The sequence below is a fragment of the Candidatus Villigracilis saccharophilus genome (genome assembly GCF_016711665.1).
Window position 1 is genome coordinate 1 of sequence record NZ_JADJSO010000070.1, and the last position, 26,050, is coordinate 26,050.

31 protein-coding genes and 2 pseudogenes are annotated in these 26,050 nt (G+C 49.2%); 19 read left to right on the forward strand and 14 right to left on the reverse strand.

Annotated elements, in window-relative coordinates:
* Positions 1-1,140: 1,140 nt before the first annotated feature.
* Both IPL17_RS22010 and IPL17_RS22015 read right to left on the reverse strand, forming a co-directional pair.
* Complete coding sequence (locus tag IPL17_RS22010) at positions 1,141-1,473, reverse strand: hypothetical protein (protein WP_345309240.1); 333 nt, start codon at positions 1,471-1,473, stop codon at positions 1,141-1,143.
* A gap of 217 nt (positions 1,474-1,690) precedes the next feature.
* Positions 1,691-1,855 carry a hypothetical protein gene (locus IPL17_RS22015; RefSeq protein WP_345309241.1) on the reverse strand — a complete coding sequence of 55 codons (165 nt, stop codon included), beginning with the start codon at positions 1,853-1,855 and terminating at the stop codon, positions 1,691-1,693.
* Between the two features lie 207 nt (positions 1,856-2,062).
* On the opposite strand from IPL17_RS22015, the gene IPL17_RS22020 reads away from it, so the two are divergent.
* The 8 genes and pseudogenes from IPL17_RS22020 to IPL17_RS22055 all read left to right on the forward strand — a co-directional run.
* A complete protein-coding gene (locus tag IPL17_RS22020; RefSeq protein WP_345309242.1) occupies positions 2,063-2,311 on the forward strand; it encodes a helix-turn-helix domain-containing protein in 249 nt (82 codons plus the stop codon).
* The gene (locus IPL17_RS22025) at positions 2,308-2,604 is read left to right on the forward strand and encodes a hypothetical protein (RefSeq protein ID WP_345309243.1); all 297 of its coding nucleotides are present in this window, start codon (positions 2,308-2,310) and stop codon (positions 2,602-2,604) included. Before IPL17_RS22020 ends, IPL17_RS22025 begins: the two co-directional genes overlap by 4 nt.
* A gap of 143 nt (positions 2,605-2,747) precedes the next feature.
* Positions 2,748-3,116 (forward strand): histidine kinase dimerization/phospho-acceptor domain-containing protein, encoded by a 369-nt coding sequence (locus tag IPL17_RS22030; RefSeq protein ID WP_345309244.1) that lies wholly within the window; start codon positions 2,748-2,750, stop codon positions 3,114-3,116.
* Between the two features lie 91 nt (positions 3,117-3,207).
* The gene (locus IPL17_RS22035) at positions 3,208-3,540 is read left to right on the forward strand and encodes an ATP-binding protein (protein ID WP_345309245.1); all 333 of its coding nucleotides are present in this window, start codon (positions 3,208-3,210) and stop codon (positions 3,538-3,540) included.
* A gap of 72 nt (positions 3,541-3,612) precedes the next feature.
* On the forward strand, positions 3,613-3,843 hold the full coding sequence (locus tag IPL17_RS22040) for a hypothetical protein (RefSeq protein ID WP_345309246.1): 231 nt from the start codon (positions 3,613-3,615) through the stop codon (positions 3,841-3,843).
* A gap of 15 nt (positions 3,844-3,858) precedes the next feature.
* Complete coding sequence (locus IPL17_RS22045) at positions 3,859-4,071, forward strand: hypothetical protein (RefSeq protein WP_345309247.1); 213 nt, start codon at positions 3,859-3,861, stop codon at positions 4,069-4,071.
* A 180-nt stretch (positions 4,072-4,251) separates the two neighbouring features.
* A pseudogene (locus IPL17_RS22050) lies at positions 4,252-4,670 on the forward strand (secondary thiamine-phosphate synthase enzyme YjbQ).
* Between the two features lie 143 nt (positions 4,671-4,813).
* Positions 4,814-5,464 (forward strand): annotated as a pseudogene (locus IPL17_RS22055) (DJ-1/PfpI family protein); the annotation flags it as partial.
* Here IPL17_RS22055 and IPL17_RS22060 read toward each other — a convergent pair.
* The 12 genes from IPL17_RS22060 to IPL17_RS22115 form a co-directional block, all read right to left on the reverse strand.
* Positions 5,450-5,794: a sulfatase-like hydrolase/transferase gene (locus IPL17_RS22060; RefSeq protein WP_345309248.1), complete on the reverse strand. Its 345-nt coding sequence runs from the start codon at positions 5,792-5,794 to the stop codon at positions 5,450-5,452. The pseudogene IPL17_RS22055 and the gene IPL17_RS22060 overlap by 15 nt on opposite strands.
* A complete protein-coding gene (locus tag IPL17_RS22065; RefSeq protein ID WP_345309249.1) occupies positions 5,701-6,264 on the reverse strand; it encodes an alkaline phosphatase family protein in 564 nt (187 codons plus the stop codon). Before IPL17_RS22065 ends, IPL17_RS22060 begins: the two co-directional genes overlap by 94 nt.
* 67 nt (positions 6,265-6,331) lie before the next feature.
* Positions 6,332-7,393, reverse strand: a complete 1,062-nt coding sequence (locus IPL17_RS22070; RefSeq protein WP_345309250.1) for an ABC transporter ATP-binding protein — start codon at positions 7,391-7,393, stop codon at positions 6,332-6,334.
* Positions 7,394-7,417: 24 nt separating this feature from the next.
* Positions 7,418-8,197, reverse strand: coding sequence for an ABC transporter permease subunit (locus tag IPL17_RS22075; RefSeq protein ID WP_345309229.1), 780 nt, complete (start codon positions 8,195-8,197; stop codon positions 7,418-7,420).
* The gene (locus IPL17_RS22080; RefSeq protein WP_345309269.1) at positions 8,194-9,015 is read right to left on the reverse strand and encodes an ABC transporter permease subunit; all 822 of its coding nucleotides are present in this window, start codon (positions 9,013-9,015) and stop codon (positions 8,194-8,196) included. The genes IPL17_RS22075 and IPL17_RS22080 overlap by 4 nt, the downstream gene beginning before the upstream one ends.
* Before the next feature lie 94 nt (positions 9,016-9,109).
* On the reverse strand, positions 9,110-10,255 hold the full coding sequence (locus IPL17_RS22085) for an ABC transporter substrate-binding protein (RefSeq protein WP_345309251.1): 1,146 nt from the start codon (positions 10,253-10,255) through the stop codon (positions 9,110-9,112).
* Positions 10,256-10,438: 183 nt separating this feature from the next.
* The gene (locus IPL17_RS22090) at positions 10,439-11,422 is read right to left on the reverse strand and encodes an inorganic phosphate transporter (RefSeq protein WP_345309252.1); all 984 of its coding nucleotides are present in this window, start codon (positions 11,420-11,422) and stop codon (positions 10,439-10,441) included.
* A 10-nt stretch (positions 11,423-11,432) separates the two neighbouring features.
* The gene (locus IPL17_RS22095; RefSeq protein ID WP_345309253.1) at positions 11,433-12,053 is read right to left on the reverse strand and encodes a DUF47 family protein; all 621 of its coding nucleotides are present in this window, start codon (positions 12,051-12,053) and stop codon (positions 11,433-11,435) included.
* A 23-nt stretch (positions 12,054-12,076) separates the two neighbouring features.
* Positions 12,077-13,513, reverse strand: coding sequence for a trimethylamine methyltransferase family protein (locus tag IPL17_RS22100; RefSeq protein WP_345309254.1), 1,437 nt, complete (start codon positions 13,511-13,513; stop codon positions 12,077-12,079).
* Between the two features lie 26 nt (positions 13,514-13,539).
* On the reverse strand, positions 13,540-14,622 hold the full coding sequence (locus IPL17_RS22105; RefSeq protein ID WP_345309255.1) for a PfkB family carbohydrate kinase: 1,083 nt from the start codon (positions 14,620-14,622) through the stop codon (positions 13,540-13,542).
* A gap of 80 nt (positions 14,623-14,702) precedes the next feature.
* Positions 14,703-17,132, reverse strand: a complete 2,430-nt coding sequence (locus IPL17_RS22110) for an FAD-dependent oxidoreductase (protein ID WP_345309256.1) — start codon at positions 17,130-17,132, stop codon at positions 14,703-14,705.
* Positions 17,133-17,162: 30 nt separating this feature from the next.
* A complete protein-coding gene (locus IPL17_RS22115) occupies positions 17,163-17,957 on the reverse strand; it encodes a DeoR/GlpR family DNA-binding transcription regulator (RefSeq protein WP_345309257.1) in 795 nt (264 codons plus the stop codon).
* A gap of 159 nt (positions 17,958-18,116) precedes the next feature.
* On the opposite strand from IPL17_RS22115, the gene IPL17_RS22120 reads away from it, so the two are divergent.
* From IPL17_RS22120 to IPL17_RS22170, 11 genes are all read left to right on the forward strand, one after another.
* Positions 18,117-18,929, forward strand: a complete 813-nt coding sequence (locus IPL17_RS22120; RefSeq protein ID WP_345309258.1) for a CBS domain-containing protein — start codon at positions 18,117-18,119, stop codon at positions 18,927-18,929.
* Positions 18,930-19,042: 113 nt separating this feature from the next.
* Positions 19,043-21,475 (forward strand): FAD-dependent oxidoreductase, encoded by a 2,433-nt coding sequence (locus IPL17_RS22125; RefSeq protein ID WP_345309259.1) that lies wholly within the window; start codon positions 19,043-19,045, stop codon positions 21,473-21,475.
* A 127-nt stretch (positions 21,476-21,602) separates the two neighbouring features.
* On the forward strand, positions 21,603-21,788 hold the full coding sequence (locus IPL17_RS22130; RefSeq protein ID WP_345309260.1) for a hypothetical protein: 186 nt from the start codon (positions 21,603-21,605) through the stop codon (positions 21,786-21,788).
* Between the two features lies 1 nt (position 21,789).
* Complete coding sequence (locus tag IPL17_RS22135; protein ID WP_345309261.1) at positions 21,790-22,254, forward strand: hypothetical protein; 465 nt, start codon at positions 21,790-21,792, stop codon at positions 22,252-22,254.
* Positions 22,235-22,540, forward strand: coding sequence for a hypothetical protein (locus tag IPL17_RS22140; RefSeq protein ID WP_345309262.1), 306 nt, complete (start codon positions 22,235-22,237; stop codon positions 22,538-22,540). Before IPL17_RS22135 ends, IPL17_RS22140 begins: the two co-directional genes overlap by 20 nt.
* 33 nt (positions 22,541-22,573) lie before the next feature.
* On the forward strand, positions 22,574-23,449 hold the full coding sequence (locus IPL17_RS22145) for a class II fructose-bisphosphate aldolase (RefSeq protein ID WP_345309263.1): 876 nt from the start codon (positions 22,574-22,576) through the stop codon (positions 23,447-23,449).
* An 87-nt stretch (positions 23,450-23,536) separates the two neighbouring features.
* Positions 23,537-24,643, forward strand: a complete 1,107-nt coding sequence (locus IPL17_RS22150) for a histidinol-phosphate transaminase (RefSeq protein ID WP_345309264.1) — start codon at positions 23,537-23,539, stop codon at positions 24,641-24,643.
* Positions 24,644-24,705: 62 nt separating this feature from the next.
* Positions 24,706-25,035 (forward strand): hypothetical protein, encoded by a 330-nt coding sequence (locus IPL17_RS22155; protein WP_345309265.1) that lies wholly within the window; start codon positions 24,706-24,708, stop codon positions 25,033-25,035.
* Positions 25,020-25,295 (forward strand): HAD-IA family hydrolase, encoded by a 276-nt coding sequence (locus tag IPL17_RS22160; RefSeq protein WP_345309266.1) that lies wholly within the window; start codon positions 25,020-25,022, stop codon positions 25,293-25,295. Before IPL17_RS22155 ends, IPL17_RS22160 begins: the two co-directional genes overlap by 16 nt.
* On the forward strand, positions 25,292-25,462 hold the full coding sequence (locus IPL17_RS22165) for a hypothetical protein (protein ID WP_345309267.1): 171 nt from the start codon (positions 25,292-25,294) through the stop codon (positions 25,460-25,462). The genes IPL17_RS22160 and IPL17_RS22165 overlap by 4 nt, the downstream gene beginning before the upstream one ends.
* 404 nt (positions 25,463-25,866) lie before the next feature.
* The coding region (locus IPL17_RS22170; protein ID WP_345309268.1) for a hypothetical protein at positions 25,867-26,050 on the forward strand (184 nt) is incomplete at its 3' end.

Here is a 26,050-nt window from a genome sequence, read left to right on the forward strand (position 1 = left end):
CAACAAACTTGATCAGCCAGAAAGACTTTGATCAATTCCCAATTGACGATGATATCGTAAATTCCCACGCCCAACAATAATAAACCCGCTTACGAAGTTGATCAAACGCACGCGCATGGCAAACTGGCGTGTGATTCAGGCTGCGACGCGCCTGAGAGAAAAGACAGCACTTAAAGCGGGATCCCAAACCCCATTCAAAACCAAAAGAATACGTTTAATTTCCCAGCGCATCACCACGGTCAGCGACAAAGCAAGATCCTCACCACCAACTGACCTGAGCAGGGCAGAGCGATCAGTCCGCTTATCTAGCATGCCGTTACACGAAGGCATTTACAAATGGGTGGGACAAAAATGGGATTACACCTGCGACAAATTTTGAATGGATTAACAGTTGAACAACAACAGATCCCAAAAATGATGATGATCGCGTCTCAATTGGAATGAGAAATGAAAGCGCCTTCCCGACTGAAATCGGAAGAGCGATAGTTCCACCAGAGTGCAAGCATCATGGTCATACGCACCTGCCAGCACAAAAAACCAAGAAAATAACGGCTGGTTTTCCTGCAAGCCATCCACCATCGCCGCCGCTGATATGGGCAAGAAAGCCAGGAGGTACAAAAGGCAACTGCCAGGGGCTAGTGGTGGCAAACAATCCGATGGTTAAAAGATGTGATGATGGTTTCCATAGTTATCCTTTGAGTGTGTTTCAGCTTTGGACTTATTGCGTGTTTGCGTGTTCCGTTTTTAATATCCACCCTTCAGGACACACCAGACGGCACTCCCATCCCTTCATCGAGGAAGGGTTGGGCGCGATTTCAACAGTTCATCCGCGCTTTTGATGCCAAACGGCAGTGGATGCGCTTCGCCTTTGATCAATGACCAACCGGGGCGTGGATGGCGGATTCAGGAACTGGTCGCCATAATGTTTTGAAGATCATAATGCAATATCATACATGGCTACTGCATACGCATCCAGTCAAACCATTACTCTCACATATCGCCTTTGAGGTCTGACCAGCGTTTTCGTTCTCGATATCCAAACCCAAGGCTGATAAGTCATCCCGTTCGCCAAACAAGTCATGCAAACCTTGGCCTGTCCTGTTGTTTTTGCAGTTGGAACACCCACATCGCCAGGGTTTTCTACCAGCACAACCTTGCCTTTGAAATCTGATTAATCGTGAAAGCCTGTCCCGTGCTTGCATTAGTGAGAGATGCAGAGTACCAGGCTGGGGCTTCCTTGCTCATCATCGCATCTGCGGTGGGCGTTTCTTTGTCCATCATCGCGTCTGCGGTTGGGGTTTCCTTGCTCATCATGGCATCAGCGGTTGGGGTCGCTTTATCCATCATTGCTTCGGCAGTCGGCACTTCCCTTCTCCATAATGTATGCCAGTCGGGTGTAGGCTCCCGGCGCAAGCCTTGACCGAGAAAAGCCATCAAAGTCCATGTTGAGAAAGTACTTGTTTTGTTTTTCATCTTCTCCTTTGATCCGTTACGATGGCACAAGGTTATCGAGGTCATTACAAAAAGAGTGTCAAACCCTTACGAAAGGAGTTAATCAATTTGGATAGAACGTAAGGTTTTTGTTAATATCTTCCCGCTTCGATAATCAAGTATCATATCGATCATGAGTGAAAAAAATATTCTCATTGTGGAAGATGAGCCCAGCATTGCAGAAGTAGTAGGGTTGTATTTAAGTCGCGCAGTTTTCAGGTACAAACCGCAAAGACGGCAGGCAAGCCATGTCCATGCTTGAAAAAAGATCCCAGACCTGGTGGTAATGGATCTCATGCTTCCTGAAATAGACGGTCTTTCCCTCACGCTGGCTGCGTGACCATAGTAATGTGCCGATCATCATGGTCACTGCGCGGCGCGAGGAGATTGATCGGATCGCTGGGCTTGAAATGGGCGCGGATGATTATTGGTCAAGCCGTTCAGTCCCCAGGAGTTGGTGAGCCGTGTGCGGGCGGTTTTAAGGCGCATTGGACGGGAGCAGGCCGAGGCAGAGTCTGAGCGGGCGTTATCCTTTCCAACAATTTCAATTGATCCTCGTACACACATTGTAATGGTAAACAAATCAAGTATCGAATTGACCGCCAAAGAGTTCGATACTTTTTATATTCTGGCACGTCATCCAAAACAGGTGTTTACGCGGAATCAATTATTGGAGCGGATCTGGGGGCGTGCAGATTACATTGACCCCGGCACTGTAACGGTGCATATACGCCGCTTGCGCGAAAAAATTGAAAGCGACGCCTCCTCGCCGAAACATATTATTACCGTTTGGGGAGTGGGATATAAATTTGAACCGTGAAAAATTTATTTGATCGCATCCCTTTGATCACCCGTTTTGTTTGGGCAGTCTTGCTCACCACCGCGCTTTCGCTTGGCGTTTTCAAAATGCTGATGTCGCCGCCATTGGGCGAACTTGGTTTAATGGCAACGTTCCTTGGCGTTACCGCGCTTGTTTCGGTGGCGGCGGGCTATATTGCGTACCGCCTTGGCTGGATGACTCTTTCGCCGACCTTGCGCTGGTCTTTGCTGGGCGGATATGCGCTTTCAAGCCTGCTGACTTTTTTTTCAATGTTTGGTTTTCTGCGCAAATGATGTTTGTCAGCGAGCATGATCTTTGCTTGCCATTGTTCTGCTTATTTTGCAAGCGGCATGGCAATGGTGCTGGGATATTTTCTATCCAGCACTGTTATAAGCCGAATATATTTACTTAAGGATGCGGCGGAAAACTGGCAAAGGTGAACCTAAAAACACGCGTCCCTATTAGCGGACGTGATGAAGTTGCCGCGCTTGCAAATACTTTTAACCAAATGGCGGAACAGCTCGAAGCGGTGGATGCCAAACAGCGCGAGCTGGAGCAATTGCGCGCAGATCTGATCGCCTGGGTTGGGCATGACCTGCAAACCCCGCTTGCTTCCATGCGTGCGATTCTCGAGGCATTGGAAGACGGCGTTGTGGATGACCCTCAAACGGTCAAGCGCTATTTAGGCACGGCTAAGCGTGATGTGCGTTCGCTTTCTGTTTTGATCGATGATCTTTTCAAATGGCGCAGTTGGATACTGGCGGAATTCCGCTTGACCGCGCAGAATCATCCTTATCAGACTTGATCTCAGATACGCTCGAATCTTTTTCCGAACTGGCGTTGCGTCAGGGAGTGAAACTCGAAGGCAGCGTTGACCCAATGTTGATCCGGTGATGATGGATACGCAGCGTATCGGGCGCGTGCTAAATAATTTAGTTGGCAATGCGTTGCGGCATACGCCAGCCGAAGGGCTTGTAAAAGTTCGTGCGCGGCGAACAGCTTCTGGGGTGGAGGTATGTGTGTCTGACACTGGCGAAGGCATCCGTGCCGGAAGATCTTCCGCACGTATTCGAAAGTTTTTATCGCGGCGAAAAATCCGCAGCCGTTCCACAGGCGGCGCAGGACTAGGGCTTGCGATCTCACGCGGCATTGTACAGGCGCATGGTGGCGAGATCAAAGTTCAGAGTGAAGCGGGGCGCGGTAGTCGATTTACGTTTACCCTTCCTTAACAAAACTCTTAGCCCTGCGTAATCATTTCGTAAGAAAATTTTTCCTAGAATGGGACATCAAGGAGATTACACATGAAACGATTATGGTTGCCTGTATTGATCTTTGGATTGACCGCTTGCGTGACAGCCGTGTCAGGAAATGAAACTGTGACGAAACCAACATCATCATCTATCGCCTCACTACCTGACCTGGGGCCTGCTCCCGAACTGACAAATGAGACCTGGCTGAATGTGGACGCCCCCTTGCGCCTCGCAGATTTGCGCGGCAAAGTCGTCGCCATCGACATGTGGACCTTTGGCTGAATTAATTGCCAACATGTGATTCCTTCGTTGAAGGAATGGGATGAAAAATATCGCGACCAGGGACTTGTCATCATCGGCAATCATTACCCCGAGTTTTCATTTGAAGAAGACCTCACCAACCTGCAAGCCGCTGTTTCCGAAAATGGAATCAAATATGCCGTCGCGCAGGATAACGACGGCGCAACATGGAAGGCTTACAAAACCGTTATTGGCCCACGTTGTATCTAATAGATAAAATGGACATCTTCGTTATATCCATATTGGCGAAGGAAATTATAGCGAGACCGAAGATGCCATTCAGAGTTTGTTAGCCGAACAATATTAGTTTCAGTTAATATTCAACTATCTCAATATCTGAGAGTAAAGTAAAATCTTTATAGACAACAAAATCTATATTATGAGATAGCTATGAAATCCTTCCGAAAAGAACTCTGGTTTAACATTTCCACCCGTCTTGGCTTAATAAACATTACCCTCAAGTAGAGGCCTGCCTCCAAGAGAGTGGAATTATGGAAGGCCTTTCTCTGATTTCCGCGATGCATATAACCGCTTCTGTTTTCATCAACGATGATGAATCGGGGCTCCATCAAGACTATGAAAACTGGCTGGAGAAACTTGCCCCCCATGAACCAACAAGTCAATACAAGCATAACCAAACCGGTGAAGATAATGCAGATGCTCATCTCAAACGCCAAATCATGGGTCGCGAGGTAGTCATTGCCATTACAGATGGTAAACTGGATTTTGGTCCTTGGGAGCAGATTTTCTATGGTGAATTCGATGGACGACGTCGCAAGCGCGTTCTAATCAAGATCATCGGAGAATGAAAAATCTCCCTTGCATAAGCCAGGGAGACACGATTTAATATATCTATCTGTATTCCTGTTTTACGAGCATTATGCATGGGAATTCGGTTTTGATAGGAGCAAGCTGAGGTTTGGTGAAATCTCAAAGTGGTAATTGTGACGGACTTGTGAACGCCATGCACATCACCGCTTCGGTCTTTATCAACGATGACGAGAGCGGTCTGCACCATGATTATGAAAGATGGCTGGAAAAACTCGCACCCCATGAACCAGTAAGTCAATACCGCCATAATGACACGGGCGAAGATAACGCGGACGCTCACATGAAACGTCAAGTGATGGGACGCGAAGTGGTTGTGCCCATGATGCGCTTGCAGGAAGAAGGCGCGCAAGTCCTCTCTGCGGCTCTGGATTTGAAACCTATCAAAGGAAAAAACGGTCTAACTCTTACCCCTGACACGTTGATCGAGTCACTGAAAGCAAGTGAACTTTATGCGATCATCATTCCAGGCGGATGGGCTCCAGATAAATTACGCAGATACGACAGCGTAAAAAACATTGTCAGAGAGATAGATCAAGCCAATAAAATTGTCGGCATCATCTGTCATGGCGGCTCGACCGCCATCTCAGCCGGCATCATCAAAAAAGGTCAACGCGCCACAGGGTCAATAGGCATCAAGGATGATCTCGTCAATGCGGGCGCGGTCTGGGCGGATGAACCTGCCTTTCGTGAGGGCAACCAGGTCTGGGGGCGGGTGGTCGCGGACATTCCCGATTTTAATCGCGAGCTGGTCAAGGCGTTAGTCGAAGGATAGCGGCGGATGTTTCATCGTCTCAGGAATTGGGACATCCAATAATTTGAGGATGGTTGGGGCGATCTGCAAATGCGATACGACCTGACCCGTATCACCTCTTCCTTTAACATTCGGCTGGATGCAGAACAATGGAACATCTCTTTGCTCGGAGGTGGTCCCGCCGTGCGCGCCATCCTTGTTGATGCCGTGGTCGCCTGTCACAAAAATGATGTAATCACGTTCCAGCCATTCCTGAATTAATGGCGCCAGCCACATATCCTGACGAATGGCATGGTTGCGATATTCCTTTGAATCAGAACCAAAGGTCTCGCCGTGATAATCCATGCCCATGGGGTGAAGCAGTAAATAATCAGGTGAAAATTTGCGGATGAGATGCGCCGCAGTGAAAAGAGTTCAATATCAGGGTAATCATCTTCCGTATAAAAGCGGCCATGTTGAATGGCTAAAGATCCATCATCTATCTCTTTATCGTCAATCCGATCGTATGGCGCGCGATTGTATAATTCAGAAATCCAGTAATACGCTGCGGCCGCAGTACTCCTTCCCGCGCCTGAAACAGACTGAAAAATATTCTGCATGAACGAACGCCGCACGATGGAATTCGCAACGATCCCATGCGCACTCGATGGCACACCTGTATGAATAGTCTCGTACATCGGGCGCGACATGCTGGGCAGTTCCCCGATTATTTTATACAGGCTGGTAAGTTTTGACTCCACCAGATGGCCGAGAAAACCCATATTGGCAACAGCCACATCATAGCGTAAAGCGTCAGACAAAATAAGTATCACCCTGCTCATGGTTCACCTCAAATAAAAACGGTTCGGAGTCAGCGCGACCCCGAACCGTTTTGTAATTGTTCGATCTCTATTCGTCAAGCACAAGTACGGCTTCCCTTGAACATGTGACCTGCTCCATCGATCCGATCTTCGGAAGCTCCAGGAATGGATTATTGAATGTATCCATGTTGAACTTCGTTTGTCCAATCTTCACCTGAATACGGACAACCGAGCCCAGGAACGTAATATTTTCTATCGTGGAATCAACCACATTGGCTTTCCTCTGTTCAGAGGCAAAGCTAAAGCGCTCGGGACGAATCGCGATCTTGACCTTATCGCCTTTCTGCCTGTCCTTTGTGCCTTCCGCCGATTCAAAATGGACGCCGTTCATACTCACCAAACCCGTCGCAGGGTCGACCACTTCCGCGTCGGCGGTATTCAACGAACCGACAAAATTCGCCACAAAACGAGTCGTGGGGAAATTGTAAACTTCAAACGGCGTACCGACCTGTTCCATCCTGCCTTCATACATTACAACAATTCGGTCAGATATGGAAAGCGCTTCCTCCTGATCATGGGTAACAAAGATCGCGGTAATTCCCATTTTCTTTTGGATGGCGCGGATCTCGGAACGAAGCTGGACACGGATCTTTGCATCCAAAGCAGAGAGCGGCTCGTCGAGCAGTAGTACCTGGGGTTGATTTGCGAGCGCGCGCGCCAAAGCCACACGCTGCTGCTGGCCACCTGAAAGCTGGTAGGGATAGCTATTGGCTTTGTTTTCAAGATGGATAAGCGAAAGCATTTCCGCGACCCGGTCCTTGATGACTGTCTCGGATTCTTTGCGGATACGCAGCCCAAAACCGATATTCTGCGCAACGGTCATATTTGGGAATAGCGCGTATGCCTGAAAGATCATGCCCACATTGCGCTGGTTCGGAGCATTATTCGTAATATCCTCACCATTGATGGTGATGGAACCCGTCGTCGGTGTTTCAAATCCTGCCACCATGCGCAAGGTGGTTGTCTTCCCGCAGCCCGATGGGCCAAGAAAGGAAATGAACTCGCCCTGTTCCACATCAAGGTTGAAATCCTGAACCACAGTTGTCCCGGAATATTCCTTTGAGATATTTGAAAGTTTTAAATGTGTCATATTGATTTTCCTTGAGTGGTGTGATTAATGTCCACCAGTGACCTGCCCCTGTTCACCGCCGCCGATCAATTGAATAATTCCCATGCAAGCCCAAATAAGGGCAAAGCTGATGATCGTGGCTGCCGCGGGTTCATAAGCCTTGTTCTGGATCAACAGGGCAATATAGGGGGCAAAAGCGGGTTTGGCAAGATATTGTGCCAAGGTATATTCACCCATGACAATAGCAAAACTCAAAAAAGCGCCGCTCAGGATCGAGACGCGGATATTAGGGAAAATCACCCGAAAGAGGATCGTTCCCCATCCAGCACCCAGACTTTGTGCGGCTTCGGTCAAAGTACGCACATCAATTGCACGCAACCCTGTATCAATCGCACGATACATATAAGGCATGGATAAGACCGTATAGCCTGCGATCAACAAGCCCGGGCTGTTCACGATCAACAAAGGCGGCTGGCTAAATGTCCGCACCAGACCAAACACATAAACAATGGCCGGGATAACAAAGGGAAGCAAGGTGATCAACTCCACCGCGGAACGGGCCTGCGGCACTTTAAGTCGCACCCAGTAAGCTGTGGGCACAAAAAGCACGATCGCCACGATGATGGTCAGCACTGCCCATAAAATCGAGGCGGGGAATTTGATCTGGAATTGCGGGTCAGAAAAAACGTTTGTGTATGCTTTAAATCCCAAGTGTCCGAGCTCGGCGCGCAATGAAAAAAGGAAGGTAGCCAAAAGGGGCAGAAAAAAATACAGGATGCCAAGAATCATCCAAAACCAGGACCAGATCACACCGCTGCGTTTCATTTCAACCACCTTTCTGCTCTTCGTTGCAGGATCGTATAAACGGTCATTACCACGGTCATTACGATCACCATCCCAAAGGCGACAGCATAGCCCAACCCCGGATCTCCCAATACGTCCCCTCGCAATTGCGCACCGATCACGATCGTTGCCAGGTTCATGGATGAACCTCCAGTCAACGCGACTGCCGTGGCAAAAGCGCCAAACGAATTACCAAAGAGCAGGATCATCGAACCCATGATGGAAGGCAGCAAGATCGGAAAAGCCACATAGCGCCAGTACTGCAGTGTACTTGCGCCAAGATTCTCCGAAGCCTCGATCCACTCGCGCCTTAATCCATCGATCGCGGGCGCAATGATCAAGACCATGAGGGGAAATTGGAAATACATATACACAACGCTTAAACCCCAAAACTTATAGAGTGTAAACCCATAATCGTATATGTTGATGCCTGTGAATTTCAGCCAATTCGTCAACATACCGGTCGGGCTTAAGAGCGCAATGAAAGCAAACGCAAGCGGGATGCCCGCAAAGTTCGAAGCTACACCACTGAACGTCATCAGGCTGGTACGCATGATGCGCGGAAGACCACCGCGAATGGAAGAGTAAGCCAGCAGAAAACCGAAAATGCCCCCGCCCAAAGCAGTTACCACACTGATCTTAATGCTCAACCAATATGCGCCCAAAACATAGGGATCCTGAATAAGATTTAGAACATTTCGAAACGTAAATTCCCCTGTTTTCGAATCCAAAAAGGTGCGTACAACGATCGTAGAGGATGGATATAGGAGGAACAAAAAGGCAAATAGAAAGAAAGGCATGACGCCAAGCCATGCCAGTGGGAATTTGGGGAGAGCAGGACGCGCTTTTGGCGCGTCCTGCTGTAGGGTAGTTTGTGACACAGTCACAACCTGATTATTCTGTAACTTCTACACCGACGGTGGAATCCCAACCGGTCTTGATCGCATCACGTGCTGCGGAAAGTTGATCCGGGCTGGGGGAAACGGCCGAAGCGAAAGCGCTGGAGGAGGGCAATTTGGCTTTCAGATCAGCAGGAATGACACCACGGGCTTCCATGTCAGCCTGTTGGACACCGTGAGCATATCCCTTCATCCAGGCCAGTTGACCTTCGTCAGAGTGCAGGATTTCCATCCAGACTTTGGCGCAGTTGGGGTGCGGGGCATACGCGCTGATCGCCTGAACGTACATGCTGGCGATGGTCGGGGAAGGATAAACGATCTCAAGCGGCGGGTTGCCGGCGAGGGAGTCCTTGTCACCGAAGGCGTTATAGTCCCAGGCGAGAACGATCGGGGTTGCGCCTTGGGCAATGGTACCGACCTTGGCGATCACAGGCACAAAGTTGCCGGCCTCATTCACCTGCTTGAAGAAATCAAGACCAGGCTGGACATCATCCAAGGAGCCGCCATTCGCGAGGGAAGCCGCGAAAACAGACTGGGCAGCCTGGTTGGAGCTGCGGGGGTCGCCAGTGAGGGCAACCTGACCCTTATATTCGGGTTTGAGCAAGTCAGCCCAATTCTGCGGGACATTCTTTACAACAGCAGTGTTGACTTCAAGCACCATCACGCCGTAATAACCGCCGGTCCACATACCATTTGGATCCTTGGCAGGCAGGCCTAAAACGGTGTCAGGGATCTTGTCCCAGGTGGTGACTTTGTAAGGCTGGTAATATCCGCCATCAATGCCTTGTTGCCCATAAGCGTAACCGACATCAACGATATCGGGAGCTTGAGGGCCTTTATTTCCCTTATTGGCTTCGATTGCGGCAATTTCATCCGCGGAACCAGCGTTCTCGTCGAGTGAGTTGAGTTCGACACCGGTAGTTGCCTTGAACAGTTCAAAGATTTCGCCGTAGTTGGCCCATGAAGCAGGAGTTGCAATGATTGACAACATTCCTTCGTCTTTACAAGCCTTAACCAGGTCAGCTGGCACACTTGCAACGGCACCTTCAGCCACCGGGGCAGCGCCTCCGCCACAAGCCGATAACATCATGGACGCGATCACGAACAGAGCAAATAATTGAAAAGCAAACTTTTTATTCATATCTCTCTCTACTCCTTATGATTTTTGTTTGTTTGATTGGACGATGAAACCAATGTCAATTATTTTTCCTGCACACCTCCATCTTGTTAATGCAACGTTAATATTGTAGCATCATCAATATTCAAAGTCAAACAATTCAACTTTGAACTTATTGATCATAGTGATTTTTCCCACAGGACAGGTTCATTTCAGCAAAGTGATTAACCAATAAATACCTGCGGAAAATAAAGCGCTGGCGGGGATCGTAATGAACCAGGCAGTGACGATTTCCTGGGCGACGCTCCAGCGGACTTTCCCTAACCTCTCTGAAGACCCAACACCGATGATCGCGGAACTGACGACCTGCGATGTGCTGACCGGCAGTCCAAATACCGACGCGGTAAGGATCACGATACCCGAAGTCAATTGAGTTGAAAAACTATGCACCGGGCGGATCTTATAAAACTTCCCGCCAAGTGTGCGGATCAGCCGCCAGCCTCCCAATGCCGTGCCCAGTGCAATGGCTGAAGCGCTTACGATGATCACCCAGAAAGGGACTTGGAATCCGGGAATATTCCCGCTGATCACAAGGCTGAGCGTGATGATACCCATGGTTTTCTGAGCGTCATTTGTCCCATGACTGAAGGCCATACCCAAAGCAGTGACAAACTGTCCGTTTTTGAAAAACCAATTGACATCCGGAGTCGCGTTGCGCGCCAAAAAATAGATCAGACGTGTGATCAGAAAACCAGCAGCGAATCCGATCAGCGGTGAGGTGAACAAGGCAATCACAACCTTTCCAAGGCCTTGCAATTTTATGGCGCCAAATCCCGCGCCCGCCAGCACAGCGCCAACGATCCCGCCAATCAACGCGTGCGATGAACTGCTGGGAATCCCAAAGAACCAGGTCAGTAGATTCCATACGATCGCGCCGATCAGGCAGGCAACGATCACATCCAAATTAAGGGCGCTGGCTTGCGCAACTTCTTCGCCAATGGTCTTCGCAACTGTCACGCCAAACAGAAATGGGCCTAAAAATTCAGCCGTTGCCGTAAGTGCAAGCGCAGTTTGCGGGCGGAATGCGCGCGAGGCGATCATGGTCGCCACGATATTGCTGGAATCATGGACACCATTAAGGAAATCAAAAACGACTGCCAGAATAATAACAAATATCAGTTCAGGAGACATTAACAACCTGTTAAGTTTTCTTTACAACAATATCCGCGATCGTATTCGCAGCTTCATCCCCACGATCTGCCGCATTAGACAAATGGCGGTATACCTCTCGCATTTTTAGCATCTCCACCACGTGATGAATGTCTTCGGGACCGCTGAACAGATCCGCGACGGCTTCGCGATAGACAGCTTCCACGCGATTCTCAAGCGCTTTGGCGCGCTGTGCGTGGTCAGTGGCGACATTTGGATGTGTGGGAAGGCGCTGAACTGCGTGCCAGATTTCGTAGGCGGCATCTTTTAATAAATTTGCCATCCTCAACATATAGGGGGTGGCTTTGACTTTTAAGATCACCATCTCCATCACGGTGGTATCCGCATAATCCACAATATCATCGATGGAACGGGACAGGGAAAAAATATCCTCGCGGTCAAATGGCGTGACAAAGGTGCGATTCAACTCATCGATCAGGATGCGGCGCACCTCATCCGCTTCTTTTTCCTTCATGGAAAGCTCTTCCGCCACATTGGGATCCTGTGTCTCCAAATATTTCACCAACAATCTCAATGCTTCATAAGTAATTGAAGCCTGCTGTTCGATTAACTTTTGAAATACATCTTCCTTGCGTTTAAAAAACTTTAACATACATACTCCCAACCCGGATTAATTTATTCGATCGGCTTCAACTCACCTGAGACCAGACCCGCAAATTCGGCGCGGAGTTTTTCCTCCATTTCAGGCGCGATCAAGGAGGCGGTATTGTTATTCATAATATCTTTCGCCTTCTTCATCGCGCGCGCATGGATATCCATGGAACCTTTCTTGACCCACGCAGTGCGCGCATCGCGATCTGCCAGTTTGGTCATCACCGCCTCAGTCTTCATGCGGCTGATGGTGTGTTTGGCGACGATAAATGAACCGCCAGGACCGATCTCCTTGATCAAGTTCACAGCCAGGTCTTCATCGCTAAACGTCACGCCGCGTTTGACACGCTTCATCATTTGCGCGACTTCATCATCAATGACAGCCTTGGCAAAATCAAAAGTCTTCAGGGCGTCGATCAAACCACCGATATTGAACATATCCATGCCGCTGTCCATGCCGCCCATCGCAGACATGCCTGTTTCATATCCCGCCTGCGCATCGTTCACCTTGGAATTCGTTAATCCAATATATCCGCCGCATGGCACATTATAAAAATGAGCGATCTGCGCAAAAGCCATGTGCAGCATTCCGCACTCAATTCCACCGGAGGTGTAGGCTCCAGTCCGCATGTCCGCTACAGTGGCAAGCGTGGCATAGATCGTCGGCGTGCCTTCCTTGACCATTTGCATCAGAGTTGCGGTGGCAAGGAATTCTGCATTGCCCTGCACAAGCGTCCCCGCCATGGACATGGGTGAAGTTAACCCAGCGTTAGGCACAATGGTCGGGTAAACAGGCAATCCTTCTCTGGCAAAATAGATCACATTTTCAGTTGAAAGATTATCCATCGAAAGCGGTGAGACAGTCGGGCAATAATGATGGGTCAGGAAAGGATGTTCCTTATAAGCCGCTTCTCCGCCAGCCACCATATACGCCATCTTCATAATGCTCAATGTGTCTTTGTGATCTGTGGTGGTAACCCTGATCGGTTTGAGACAATACTTGAGAGCAGGATACAGCCTCGAGATCGTGAATTGATCCGCCGGCGCGTCATCTGCCAAAGTGGAAATGGAGAAGACGTCGTAGCCAGGCAGTTCATTGATCAGGTGCGCGATCCGCGCGATATCACCAGACTCAGCGCGTCTTTCCTGACCTGTGACAGGGTCGATAATATCTGGAGCAGAACTGGCCGTGACGATGATCGGGCTATCCCGCGGGATCGTCTTATCGAATTTCGGGTCACGCGCGTAAAAGGTAAACGACGGCGGAATCATCTTGCGATATTTTTCCACCACTTCGCGCGGGAATTTGACGCGCTCACCATCCACGTGACAACCGTGTTTGGCAAAAATTTCACGCGCAGGCTCGTAGCGGACTTTCAATCCCACATCTTCGAGGATCTCCAGCGCGGCATCGTGAATACGTTGTACCTGTTCCTGAGTAAGAAGTTCTGCAAATGACATGGCTCACATCCTTTTATTTATAAATATTATCCAACCATCGACTTCTTGATCTTTCTTCTATGCTGAGGTCTCTTCTTGGACAGAAGTTTCTCTGCAAACTTTTTGCTTTCCTGCACAAGCGGACTATCCTGCGCCTGCGATATCAGTTTATTGATCTCAAAAAAACGATTATCGCGATAAACCATGCGGTCAACCCGCAATGTGGACGCAAGCGCTTTGATATCCTTAACAGGAAACATCTTCAAACCAGAGTGCGTGACTTTTAGCGAAGCGGCGGCAATCGCAAAACGGACGGATTCTTCCAGACTCCATTTTTTCAGATAAGCATAAATAAAACCTGAGGAAAATGTCGCGCCTGCGCCTGAGCCATCCACAGCCTTAACCTTTGGCGCATAAATGCGGACAATTTCATCATCCTGCACCACCATACAGCCCCTGACTTGCCATCGTGATGATGGCGGTCTTGATGCCTGCCTTGAGTAGTTTCTTCGCCACTGAAAGCATGGCGCCTTTTTCCCGATCTGCGCCGCATCGGTCACAGCCTGACAGATCGTGGCACGGCTGGCAAATTTTTCCATGATCGCAGGGTCATTATGTCCATGTTCAAGATTCAAGAACACTGGAACATTATGCCGCCTGGCTTCATTCATCGCGCGGATGATGTGGTCGCCGTCGTACCAATCCACGTACATTAGTTTCGCGCCTTTCAGCATGGACAGATCTGCTGTATCAAGTGTGCTTAAAATCTCAGGAGAGCGCTGCCAGAAATATGTGCGCGCGCCTAATTTATCTGAAACATTAACTTCAAGCGGAGTTTTGTACTTCTTCGTAAAGCGCACCTTTCCCTGCACGCCCATTTCTTCGAGCGTATCGGCGACATAATGCCCGAGCAGGTCATCACCGACAGCTGTGCCGATCATGCCAGTGGATATACCCCACTGACGGAGGTTGCAGGCAATGATCGCTGCATCATCATATACATACTCACTGACCTGATGAACGATCGCGCCAGTATTATGTTTTGGCAGTTTATCCAAGGCCATGATGTAGACAGGAGTCAACATGCCAAAGCCAATGTAAGCGGGAGAGGTCTGTTTAGTAGAAGGCATTCTAAGAATTTACCACAAAGTGTCACAAAAGATCACAAAGGAAAGTCGCTAATCCTTTGTGTACCTTCGGTTAATAGTTTTTAGGCACGCGCTCTCTCGCCTTTGGAGTCAAATAATACAGACGCAGTCACTTCCGCTTCGCGCCGGCCCTCTATCAGGTCAACTGTGAAGCGATTGCCTTGTTTGGCTAATTCGGTCGGCAGATAGGCATATAGAATATTCTTCTTGATCGTAAAACCATATCCGCCGCTTCGTACGCGGGTAAGAACTTTGCCCTCGTGATAAATCGCTTCACCGCCGTAAATTTGTGTGAAATCATCGCCATCCGCAAGCACGAAGGTGCAAAGTTTGCGTTTTACGCCTTCGGCTTTTTGCTTGATTAAAGCATCGCGCCCGATGAAATCTCCTTTATCAAGATGAACACAGAAACCAAGTCCGCCTTCGTAGGGAGTTTCTGACGGGGTGATATCAGTCGTGAAATAGCGGTATCCTTTTTCAAGGCGCAGGGAATCCAAAACTTTATAGCCGCCGACTTCGAGACCAAAATCCTTGCCTGTTTCAATCAGCATGTCCCAGACCATATTGGCTTTGTTGTTGGGGATATAAAGCTCCCAGCCCAGTTCGCCCGCATAGCTAACTCTCTGGGCGTAGACTCTTGCCCCGTTGATGTTGACCAGCTTCGTCGTTAAGTAAGGATGCGCCGCATTCGAAACATCATCGCTGGTGATCTTCTCCAACACCTTGCGAGCATTGGGTCCCCACAAAGCGAGACAGGCATAATCCTGTGTAATATCACGAATGGATACTTCGCCGTCTTTTTCATCTACATGCATTTGAATACGGGCAAGATCGTTGGCTATAAAACCCGAGCCAGTGATGACCCAGAAATGATCTTCACCCAAACGAGTAACGGTTAGATCGGATTCGATCCCGCCGCGCGTGTTCAAGAATTGAGTGTAGATCGCGCTGCCAACTGGTTTATTGATATCGCTGTCGGTCAATCTTTGCAAAAGAGGCAATGCGCCTTTGCCTTTTACTTCGATCTTTCCAAATGAGGTCAGATCAAAAAGAGTAACTTTTTCACGAGTGGCTTGATGCTCCACGCCCATACGCTCAAAGAACGGCGGTTTGCTCCAGCCCCATTGACGTTGATCTTCGCCCATGCGGCGTGACGGTTTGCCAGGCTGGAAATAATTCACACGCTCCCAGCCAAATTTTTCGCCAAATACCGCGCCGTGTTCCAGCAAACGATAATGAACGGGGCTGACTCGATGAGGCCGCGCATTTTCATGCTCATCATGCGGGAAGCGCAAACGATAATAATATTTCACGCTTTCTTTCGTTCGTTCCGCCGCGTAGACAGGGTCGGAATAATAATTTCCAAAACGTGTGGCGCGATAGGAATAGACATCCATCGGCGCTTCGCCATCAATGATCCATTCGGCGATCAGTTTGCCCATACCGCCTGCGCCGCCATAGCCATTCAACGACATGCCTGCCGCCATCCAGAATCCGCGCACACCGGCCATCGGTCCAAGCATGGGTTGACAGTCGGGTGTATACGCGCCAGGGTGACAAACGAGCGTGATGATTCCCGCTTGCTCCAAAAATGGCAATCGTTTGATCGCGCCTTCAAGCAGCATTTCAAATTGATCAAAATTTGATGGCAGTGTCGAGCTGCCATGTTCCCACGGCACGCCATCGATCCAGCGCGCGATTGGGGTCGGCTCATAACCGCCGATCACAAGTCCGCCCTGCTCCTGACGCATGTAAACCAAATTATCAGGGTCCCGCAAACAAGGTGTGTCATGTGTGAACTCGTGTCCGGGCACAGCCTTCAACGCAATGTGCTGATGATCTACTGGAGTCGTTGGGATGTTGATGCCCACCATCGCGGCAATTCGCGGAGCCCACAGTCCAGCCGCATTGATAACAATCTCGCATCGGATCGCGCCTTTGTCTGTTATTACGCGCTGAACTTCTCCCTTGGCTGACAGTTCAATTCCCGTCACACGTGTATTGGTATAGATTTCCACGCCAAGTTCTTTTGCGAACCTGGCCATAGAAGTTGTGGTTGTGTAAGGATCAAGCTGTCCATCACGCGGAAGATAAATACCGCCGTATAGATCTTTCTGTGAAATCTGCGGCATGACCTTAAGAGCTTCAGCAGGAGAAATGACTTCGCATTCCAAGCCCAAGGCTTTCGCGCGGCTGACGCTTCTTTCCAACTCTTTGAGCTGCTCCTTGCTCGATGCGACACGCAAACTCCCAACATGATCGAACAAACCCAACTCACTGTACAACTCCGTGCTATACATGCGGAATTTCAACATGGCTTGTGATGTGGCAAACTGGGTTACAAGTCCCGCCGCGTGAGATGACTCGCCGCTGGCAATTTCACCCTTCTCCAAGATCACAACATCCTTGCGCCCGTACTTTGCAAGATGATATGCAATATTGGCTCCATAAATGCCGCCGCCTATGATCACGATCTGTGCTTGATCTTTCATGAGGTTCACCTGTTTTATGAGGGATTTATTTTATGTAATTATATTCGGATTGTTTGCAATCAGTGTTTCAATGGATTTTTCTTTTAGGTCTTCAACGGCCGACAGGCCAAATCCTTCGTCGGTAACGAGTTTGTCTATTTCATCAATATTCGCCACAGGGAAGTTGGATACAGCGCCCCACTTGCTATGATCAGCCACAATGATGACTTGACCCTTGGTACGATCGATCATACGGCGCACCACTTCCGCTTCGGCATTGGTCGGAACGGTGCAGCCATGTTTTAATGAGATTCCGTCCACGCCAAGGATCACCTTGTTGGCAAAGACCAGATTCAAATTGTCCAGCGCGAAGCGGCCTGACAGGGAGTTGGATCGTGATTGGAACTCGCCCCCGGTCAAATAATAGAGAAAGCCCGGGTCGCCGATTTCCAATGCCGCATTCACATTATTCGTAAAAACTGTAATGCGCGAATCGCGCCTGATATGTTGAAGTACCTGCGTCGCTGTCGTACCGCTGTTAATAAAAACAATATCACCCTCTTCGATCAGAGAGGCGGCAAGTTCACCAATGCGTTTTTTTTCTTCAGGATAATGCTGTGCGCGCTGTTGATACGCCTGCTCAAAAATCACGCGCTGACTTAAGATTGCCCCGCCATGAGTACGCTCCAAAACTCCCTTTTGCTCCAGCCACTCAAGGTCGCGCCGAACCGTGGCTTCAGATGTTTCCAACAAATTACACAAATCACCCGTGCGGACAATTTGATGAATCGCCAGATATTCCTGAATTCTTTCGCGCCGTTGAGCTGGTATAAGGGGTTTACCCATTTGGCGGATTATATAAGAATTTGAAGGAATTTGCAAGTTTTTGAATTTTTCATTATAATTTGACTGTTCCTTTCAACAAAGCGGACCCTAAAGGTTTTTGATAAAAACGAACCTGCCCATTTCAGGCAAACCTTTAGGGTCTTTTCTATTGGAGTTTCCATGACCAAACTTGTAAAAGATCTAATGCACCCCGGTGTGATGACCTGCAAGCCGACAGCTACTTTAGGACAAGTGGCCGTTCTGCTTAACCAAAACAAAGTACACGCCTTGTTCGTCACAGACCGCGATGGACGCATTATGGGGGTTATTTCAGATTTTGATCTGATGGCGGGCGAATGGCTTTCATCAGATTCTGAAAGTTTGACGACCATGCGAAAATTAACTGCCGCGGATCTGATGACCCAGCCAGTTGATTCTGTTGAAGCAAACATTCCCCTCGCTGAAGCAGTAGACCATTTCATCGAAAAAAGAGTCAGCCGTTTTCTTGTAACAGATCACGGAAAACCTGTCGGCATCATTTCACTCTCCGATTTTGTCGCCAGTATCGCAAATGAAATCAAAACAAAACGCGACACCGTCGGGGATGTAATGTCGGATGCGATCCTCGTCTGCCGCGGAAAGACTCCTGTTGCATCTGCCGCGCGCGCAATGACATCTTCAGGCTGGCGCTCGGTTCTGGTAGTGGACGCAAAAGGAAAGATCCTCGGCGTTGTCAGCGGGCATGATCTGCTGCGATTTGTAAAAGAAGACAACACGGGGGAAAAATTAATCGTACGTGATGTAATGCACCCAGCATTAACAATTGACATCAACGCCAGCTTGCGAGAAGCAGCAGATCTCATGATCCAGAACCATTACCATAGACTCGTTGTGATCGACAAAAACGATCCAGACGCATTCCCCCTTGGCGCAATATCCACATTTGATATCGTAGCAGAAATGGCCCGTCCTGATTCGGTTTGGCAAAAATAATTTTTAACCACAAAGGAGACAAAGGTGCACAAAGGAAAACCAAAGATCTTTTCATTTCCTTTGTGCGCCTTTGTGACACTTCGTGGAAATAGATTTTCAAGGAGATAACATCAATGTCAGAATTTCCAACGCAAGCGCAAGTCGTAATCATAGGTGGCGGTGTAGGTGGAGCAAGCATTGCTTATCATCTCACGCTTATGGGATGGAAAGATGTCGTTATTCTTGAACGACACGAGCTAACAGCAGGTTCAACCTGGCACTCGGCAGGATTGGTGGGTCAGATGCGCTCGGACGCCAACCTGACGCGCATGATGCACTACAGCACTGACCTGTATCGCAAACTCAAAGCAGAAACCGGCGTGGATACTTCATGGCGTGAAGTCGGCGGGCTGCGCCTCGCGTGTTCCGCAGAACGCATGGAAGAAACCAAACGTCTCGTTGGCATGGCAAATTCCTTCGGCGTGCCAATGGAATTAATTTCGGCCAAAGCAGCGCACGATATGTTTCCGCTCATGTCGATGGATGGCGTGCTCGGCGCAGCTTACACACCCAATGACGGCAGTATCGATCCAACTGGTTTAACAAATGCTCTCGCGGCAGGCGCAAAAAATAGAGGGGCAAAAATTTTCACAGATACAGATGTGCAAGGCATCAACCTAAAAGATGGCCGCGTCAGCGAAGTGGTCACCAGCAGAGGCACGATCAAGACTGAGATCGTGGTCAACGCCTCAGGTATGTGGGGACGCGAAGTTGGCAAGATGGTTGGACTGAATCTGCCCGTTGTCCCGATGGCGCATCTTTACATCATGACCAAACCCATCGAAGGCGTGACAAACACTTTCCCCAATTTGCGCGACCCTGACCTATTGGTCTACTGGCGCGAAGAAGTCGGTGGATTGGTCACAGGCGGTTACGAACGTCAACCCGCTACATTTGGCATGAACGGCATTCCCAAAGATTTCAAATTTCAATTACTTCCCCCAGACTGGGAACGCTTTACCCCTTTGATGGAAAATTCAATTCGACGCGTGCCTGCGATTGAAAATGCAGAAGTCATCAAACTCCTGAATGGCCCTGAAGGCTTCACACCCGATGGCGAATTCCTGCTCGGCCCCACCACTGTCAAAGGTTTCTGGGTGGCGTGCGCCTTCTGTGCGCATGGACTTGCTGGCGCAGGCGGCATCGGCAAGGTGATGGCGGAATGGATCATTGACGGCAGTCCTGAGTGGGACATGTGGCGTCTGGATGTTCGCCGCTTTGGCCCGAATTACAACAGCATCAACTACACAGTAGCACGCACCTTTGAAACCTACACGCAATACTATGACATTCACTTCCCAGGCGAAGAACGTTTGTCAAAGCGCAACGTGCGCATCTCGCCCACTTATTACCGCTTGCGCGACCTCGGCTGTTATTTCGGTGAAAAAATGGGCTGGGAACGCCCGAACTGGTTTAAGAAATACGAAGAAGTTGCCACTCACGGTCACGAACCGCGCGGCTGGGCGCGCCAAAATTGGTCGCGCGCCATCGGTCACGAACATTTGATGACCCGCGAGAACGCTGGTCTCTTCGATGAAACATCATTCAACAAATTTGAAGTGCGCGGTTCCGGCGCGTTGAACTTCCTCAACACCGTCTGCGCGAATGAAATTGACCAGCCCATCGGCACGATCGTTTACACCCAGGCGCTCAACAAACGCGGCGGCATTGAATGTGACTTCACGGTTACCCGCCTTGCGGAAGACCGCTTCTTCATTGTCACAGGCACAGCCTTTGGCCAGCATGATATGTCGTGGCTCTCGCTCAACATGCCCGAAGACGGCACCGTCGCAATTGAAGATGTCGGCTCGGCGTATGCCTGTATCGGCATGTGGGGACCGAAGGCGCGCAAGATCCTGGAAAAAGTCACATCCGATGATGTCTCGAATAGCGGATTCCCCTACATGACGAATCGCCGCATCACAATTGGCGACATCCCCGTTCTCGCTTCGCGCGTAACTTATGTTGGCGAGCTGGGCTGGGAGTTTTACTGCCCGACGGAGTACGGTCTGCGACTCTGGGACACACTCTGGGAAGCAGGCGCTCCCGAAGGCATGGTTGCTGGCGGATATAAGGCTATTGACACTTTACGTCTTGAGAAGGGTTATCGCTATTGGAGCGGAGAGATTTCACCTGACTACACTCCTTATGAAGCAGGTCTCGGATTTGCAGTGAAATTAGATAAAGCCAATTTCACCGGCAAGGATGCGCTGGTCAAGCAAAAGGCTGAAGGTATCAAGCGCAAACTTTGCACACTCACTCTAGCCGATGACCGTACGATCGTACTTGGCAAGGAACCGATCCGCTCTGGCGATAAGATCGTCGGCTGGGTGGCTTCGGGCGGTTTTGGATATTCGGTCAACAAGTCCATTGCCTACGCTTATCTCCCAATGGAGTACTCGAAGGTTGGAACAACATTACAGGTTGAATGTTTCGGGGAACAGGTCGGCGCGGAGGTGGCGCAGGCTGTGTTGTGGGATCCCAAGGCTGAGAGAATTCGTCAGTAAGCAGAATCAATTCACAGTCAGGAAAGAAGCGTTTAAATAATCGCCAAAGGAGGCTGCCAATTCAAATACTTTAAAACGAAAGCCTACTCGCAAGCAAAAATCCTAATCCTAAATTGGAGATAATGCCATGTCAGTACTCGCAATCGATAAAGCCATTGATAAAGTTCCGTTCCTTGCCGAATCAAAGAATATTAAGAAAACTCCTTTGAGCGGCGGCATCACAAATTTAAATTTCAAAGTCGAAGCAGATGGAAGGGCATATGTGATTCGACCTCGCAGGCGAAGGTACAGATCAACTCGGTATCAAGCGTGATGTGGAGTATGCGGCAAATTACGCGGCGGGACAAATGGGGATCGCGCCGGAAGTCGTGTATTTCATTGAGCCTGAAAATTACATTGTGACAAAATTTATAACAGGAAAAACGATCCCGCCTGATGTGATCAAGACCCCTGATTATCTTGCGCGTGTGGCAAAAAAGATCCGCCTCTTCCATAGGCGCGGACCCAAACTAAAAGGCGAGTTCAATGTGTTTCGTCGCGTGGAGATGTTGACCAAGATTTCCAAGAGTAACAACGCAAAATTCCCGCATGATTGGGATTGGATCATGCAGAAAACAAAAGAAGTGGAAAAGGCGCTGGCGAAGGATCCATACACCCCAACGCCTACTCATAACGACCTCTTGAATCTAAACTGGCTTGAAGAGGATGTACCTGGCGATATTGGCGAGATCAGACTGCTGGATTGGGAATACGCCAGGCATGGGCGATATCTTCTTTGATCTTGGCAACTTCGCCCACCATCACCGCCTGAATGAAGAGCAGGTGGATAACTTCCTGTATGAATACTTTGGTGAAGTAACCGATAAGCAATACGCGCGTTTGCGCCTGATGTGGCCCATGTCTGAGCTGCACGAATCCATGTGGGGTACAACACAAACGGGCATTTCCAAACTGGAAGAAGATTTCCAGGGTTATGCCGATCTGTGGTTCGCACGCTTCCGCACTCATGTGACAGATTATCGCTGGGAGCAGTGGTTAAAAGATGTTGGCAAGAAATCAAAGTAGAAAATTCAAAATTTGTAATGTAAGGAGAAAACTATGTCTATCGTAAATGCAAAAGAAATCATGATCCCTGCGGCGAAGGAAGGTTGGGCCGTGGGCGCGTTCAACGTGACTGACCTGCTGCAGTTCGAAGCAGTGATCGACGCGGCGATCGAAAAGAGAACCCCCGTCATCGTCCAGACCTCCGTCAAGCCCTCACAATTTTTGGGGACTCAGATGATGGTGAATATCTTCCGCACATTGGCCGAGTCTGCTCCAGTACCAGTATGCTTGCACCTCGATCACTCCACCAGCATTGACTACTGCAAGAAGTGCGCAGATGCTGGCTACACCAACATCATGATCGATGCCTCCAAACAGTCTTATGAAGAGAACATCCGCCAGACCAAGGAAGTGGTAGATTATTGCCATGCAATTGGCGGCATTTCCGTCGAAGGCGAATTGGGAACCGTGGGTGGTGTGGAAGACCAGATCAAAGTTGCTGAAGATGAAGCGCAGCTTGCGAATCCCGAACAATCGGTTGAGTTCGTTGAACGCACCGGCGTGGACATCTTCGCCCCGGCCATCGGCACCGCACATGGTGTCTACAAGACCAAGAATCCGAAGATCGATTTCGAGCGCATGGCTGTCATCCACAAGATGTTGAACGGCAATGGCATCAAGACCCCGCTCGTCGTCCACGGCGGAACAGGCCTGCCCGATGATTACGTCACCAAATTGCTCGCGGCAGGCGGCGCGAAGTTCAATGTCTCAACCGAGTTGAAGCACACCCTGCTGGATGCGAAATGGGAATATCTGTCCGCGCACCGCGATGAGTATGATCCTGGCAAATTGGATGTATTTGTCCGCGACGCAACCCGCAAAGCTGTGATGCACTGGATGGACAAGTTGGGCTGCGAAGGCAAGGCGTAAGAGCGAGTTACAGGTTGCAAGTTGAAGATTGAAAGTCGAAGGTCTCGCAACTTGAAAAAAAAATAATTGAATTAGGAGATTATGGTAATGAAGAAAATTGAAGAATATTACGCCCCGTGGGTTAAGGGCATCCCGATGTACATTTCGGATCATATCGAAAAAGCTTGGCGCGACCCGTCATTGCACCGCATGATGTCGAATGAGAATCCGCTGCCCCCATCCGACAAGGTGTTGGAGGCGATGTACAAGTATGCCAAGATGGCGAATCGCTACCCCGATCAGGGATTGGTCGTCCGCAGCAAGATCGCTGAGATGAACAATGTTGATGGTCCCGGTAACGTGATGATCGGCAACGGTTCGAGCGAAGTCTATGACAATATTTTCCGCATGTTCCTTGAGCCGGGTGATGAAGTCATTCAACACACACCCTGCTTCGGCATTTACGGTCTGCGCGGAACTTTGCTCGGCGGAAAGATGGTCTCTGTGCCGATGATCTATAAAGATCACAAGATGGAATACGACCCCGAAGCCATTATCAAGGCTGTGACCGACAAGACCAAGATCATCGTGGTTGCGAATCCGAACAACCCGACAGGCAATTACATGGCTGCGGAGCACTTTATCACCATTGCCGAATTGGGAATTCCATTCGTCATTGACGAAGCTTACATGGAATATGCAGGCTTGGGCATGTCTCAAGTCCAATTGACCAAGAAGTACAAGAATGTGTTGATCACCCGCACACTCTCCAAGGCTTATGGTCTGGCTGGGATGCGCTTCGGATACACCATCGCGGACAAGGAAGTCATCGACCAGATCGCCGGCTCACTCCTCCCCTGGAACGTGGGCACGATCCCGATGTGGGCAGCGCTCGCGGCTTTTGAAGATGAAGAAGGCCTGGCGGAACGTGTCAAATTCAACAATAATGCAGTGGATTTCATCACAGAATCCTTGAGCGTGATTCCTGGTTTCTATGTTATGAACTCCAAAGCCAACTACATCCTTTTTGATTGTGGCGAGACAGGCAAGACCGGCAAGGAAGTTCTTGCTTATGCAGAAACCAAGGGCATCATCCTGCGCGGCGAAAGCAAGAAGTACGGCAGCGATGGCTGGTTCCGTGTGACAGTCGGCTCCGCGGAAGAAAATCAGTTGTTCGTGGATACCATCCTTGAATTCTTTGGGATGAAGAAATAAATTAATCCAAGTAAACCCTAAAGGTCTTAAAGACCTTTAGGGTTTATTAAATGGAGGAAATTATGTCAAAAATCAAAGCAGTGTTCTTTGACCAGGATGGCGTGATCATTGACACAGAACGTGATGGTCACCGTGTATCGTTCAACATGACCTTCAAGGAATTTGGCTTCACTGACGAATGGGATGTTGAGTATTACCATGAACTGCTGCAAGTTGGCGGCGGCAAGGAACGCATGAAGCATCATTGGAAGACCAAGGGGTTTTCCAAGCCTATGACCGAGGAAGAAATTGACAGCCTCGTCAAGGAAATGCACAAGCGCAAGACCGCTCTGTTCGTGGAATTGATCTCAACCGCAAACTCCCGCTTCGCCCGGGGTTGCATAGGTTCATGAAGGAAGTGATGGATGCAGGCCTCAAGCTTGCCATCTGCACCACATCCAATGAGCAGGCTGCGAAAGCGATCACTGAAGGTCCACTTTCAGACATCAAGTTTGAGATCGTGCTCGCAGGTGATGTGGTGGAAAAGAAGAAACCAGATCCCGCGATTTATAATCTTGCGCTTTCCAAGCTTGGATTAAGTCCCGATGAAGTGATCGTAGTGGAAGATCCCAAGAATGGTCTCGCGCCGCCAAAGCAGCAGGCGCGAATGTGATCGTCACCACCAATCACTACACCGAAAAGGAAGATGTCAGCCCCGGTGATGTGATCGTCTCCTGCTTGGGTGATGCAGACGGCGAAAAAGCCGAACTCCGCAAAGGCGACATCAAAGGCTTCGACGGCGTTGTGCATGTGAAGCAGCTGATGGAGTTATTCGGGTAGAATTTCCAGATCGCACATAGAATAAAAAAGGGCGTGATTTACCTCACGCCCTTTTTTATTTCTGCTAAAATCAGCCAAATGATTTCCTTTCAAACTCGCAGATTTGTACTTAGGGCAATAATTTCTTTTCCTCATGAGCTATTGCTAGAAGAAAAGAAAATTTTCATCCGATAGGAATAAGATCATGCTGCAAGCAGGGATAAAAAAAATATCAGCAATATTACTATTGCTTTTTAGCTTATTCAATATAATACAACTTTGGTCTGCTTCTTTGGATATTGGAGATAGAGGCACGGAAACTCTTGATCGATGGGAGGCAGACATGATCCTGTTAAAGAATCTCTACCAGTAAATCGCGGCGTAGTAGGCTATATATCAAGAAGAAGATGTTGCAGGGCTTGAATATGAATACTGGGATAACAAGAAACCGAGTTCCTTTTAACACAGTACGCACTGGCTCCATTAATCTTAAAGGACTCAGTGCTGAATGGAATGTGGTGGTTCTGAAGAATGAAGATCTCTTAGAAATGGTTGACGGCAAATCCTGGAAACAGAGGAGATCAAAGATAAAAAAGCAAATTTCACATC

Excerpts from the sequence above, each read along its gene's own strand:
- IPL17_RS22150 (WP_345309264.1), top strand. The coding sequence starts at position 23,537 with ATGAAGAAAATTGAAGAATATTACGCCCCGTGGGTTAAGGGCATCCCG.
- IPL17_RS22080 (WP_345309269.1), bottom strand. The coding sequence starts at position 9,015 with ATGCCTTTCTTTCTATTTGCCTTTTTGTTCCTCCTATATCCATCCTCT.
- IPL17_RS22015 (WP_345309241.1), bottom strand. The coding sequence starts at position 1,855 with ATGATGATCGGCACATTACTATGGTCACGCAGCCAGCGTGAGGGAAAG.
- IPL17_RS22065 (WP_345309249.1), bottom strand. The coding sequence starts at position 6,264 with ATGAGCAGGGTGATACTTATTTTGTCTGACGCTTTACGCTATGATGTG.
- IPL17_RS22115 (WP_345309257.1), bottom strand. The coding sequence starts at position 17,957 with ATGGGTAAACCCCTTATACCAGCTCAACGGCGCGAAAGAATTCAGGAA.
- IPL17_RS22130 (WP_345309260.1), top strand. The coding sequence starts at position 21,603 with ATGTCAGTACTCGCAATCGATAAAGCCATTGATAAAGTTCCGTTCCTT.
- IPL17_RS22085 (WP_345309251.1), bottom strand. The coding sequence starts at position 10,255 with ATGAATAAAAAGTTTGCTTTTCAATTATTTGCTCTGTTCGTGATCGCG.
- IPL17_RS22125 (WP_345309259.1), top strand. The coding sequence starts at position 19,043 with ATGTCAGAATTTCCAACGCAAGCGCAAGTCGTAATCATAGGTGGCGGT.
- IPL17_RS22040 (WP_345309246.1), top strand. The coding sequence starts at position 3,613 with ATGAAACGATTATGGTTGCCTGTATTGATCTTTGGATTGACCGCTTGC.
- IPL17_RS22100 (WP_345309254.1), bottom strand. The coding sequence starts at position 13,513 with ATGTCATTTGCAGAACTTCTTACTCAGGAACAGGTACAACGTATTCAC.
- IPL17_RS22140 (WP_345309262.1), top strand. The coding sequence starts at position 22,235 with ATGGGCGATATCTTCTTTGATCTTGGCAACTTCGCCCACCATCACCGC.
- IPL17_RS22105 (WP_345309255.1), bottom strand. The coding sequence starts at position 14,622 with ATGCCTTCTACTAAACAGACCTCTCCCGCTTACATTGGCTTTGGCATG.
- IPL17_RS22090 (WP_345309252.1), bottom strand. The coding sequence starts at position 11,422 with ATGTCTCCTGAACTGATATTTGTTATTATTCTGGCAGTCGTTTTTGAT.
- IPL17_RS22010 (WP_345309240.1), bottom strand. The coding sequence starts at position 1,473 with ATGAAAAACAAAACAAGTACTTTCTCAACATGGACTTTGATGGCTTTT.
- IPL17_RS22110 (WP_345309256.1), bottom strand. The coding sequence starts at position 17,132 with ATGAAAGATCAAGCACAGATCGTGATCATAGGCGGCGGCATTTATGGA.
- IPL17_RS22120 (WP_345309258.1), top strand. The coding sequence starts at position 18,117 with ATGACCAAACTTGTAAAAGATCTAATGCACCCCGGTGTGATGACCTGC.
- IPL17_RS22075 (WP_345309229.1), bottom strand. The coding sequence starts at position 8,197 with ATGAAACGCAGCGGTGTGATCTGGTCCTGGTTTTGGATGATTCTTGGC.
- IPL17_RS22070 (WP_345309250.1), bottom strand. The coding sequence starts at position 7,393 with ATGACACATTTAAAACTTTCAAATATCTCAAAGGAATATTCCGGGACA.
- IPL17_RS22035 (WP_345309245.1), top strand. The coding sequence starts at position 3,208 with ATGGATACGCAGCGTATCGGGCGCGTGCTAAATAATTTAGTTGGCAAT.
- IPL17_RS22155 (WP_345309265.1), top strand. The coding sequence starts at position 24,706 with ATGTCAAAAATCAAAGCAGTGTTCTTTGACCAGGATGGCGTGATCATT.
- IPL17_RS22060 (WP_345309248.1), bottom strand. The coding sequence starts at position 5,794 with ATGGGCATGGATTATCACGGCGAGACCTTTGGTTCTGATTCAAAGGAA.
- IPL17_RS22020 (WP_345309242.1), top strand. The coding sequence starts at position 2,063 with ATGGTAAACAAATCAAGTATCGAATTGACCGCCAAAGAGTTCGATACT.
- IPL17_RS22145 (WP_345309263.1), top strand. The coding sequence starts at position 22,574 with ATGTCTATCGTAAATGCAAAAGAAATCATGATCCCTGCGGCGAAGGAA.
- IPL17_RS22095 (WP_345309253.1), bottom strand. The coding sequence starts at position 12,053 with ATGTTAAAGTTTTTTAAACGCAAGGAAGATGTATTTCAAAAGTTAATC.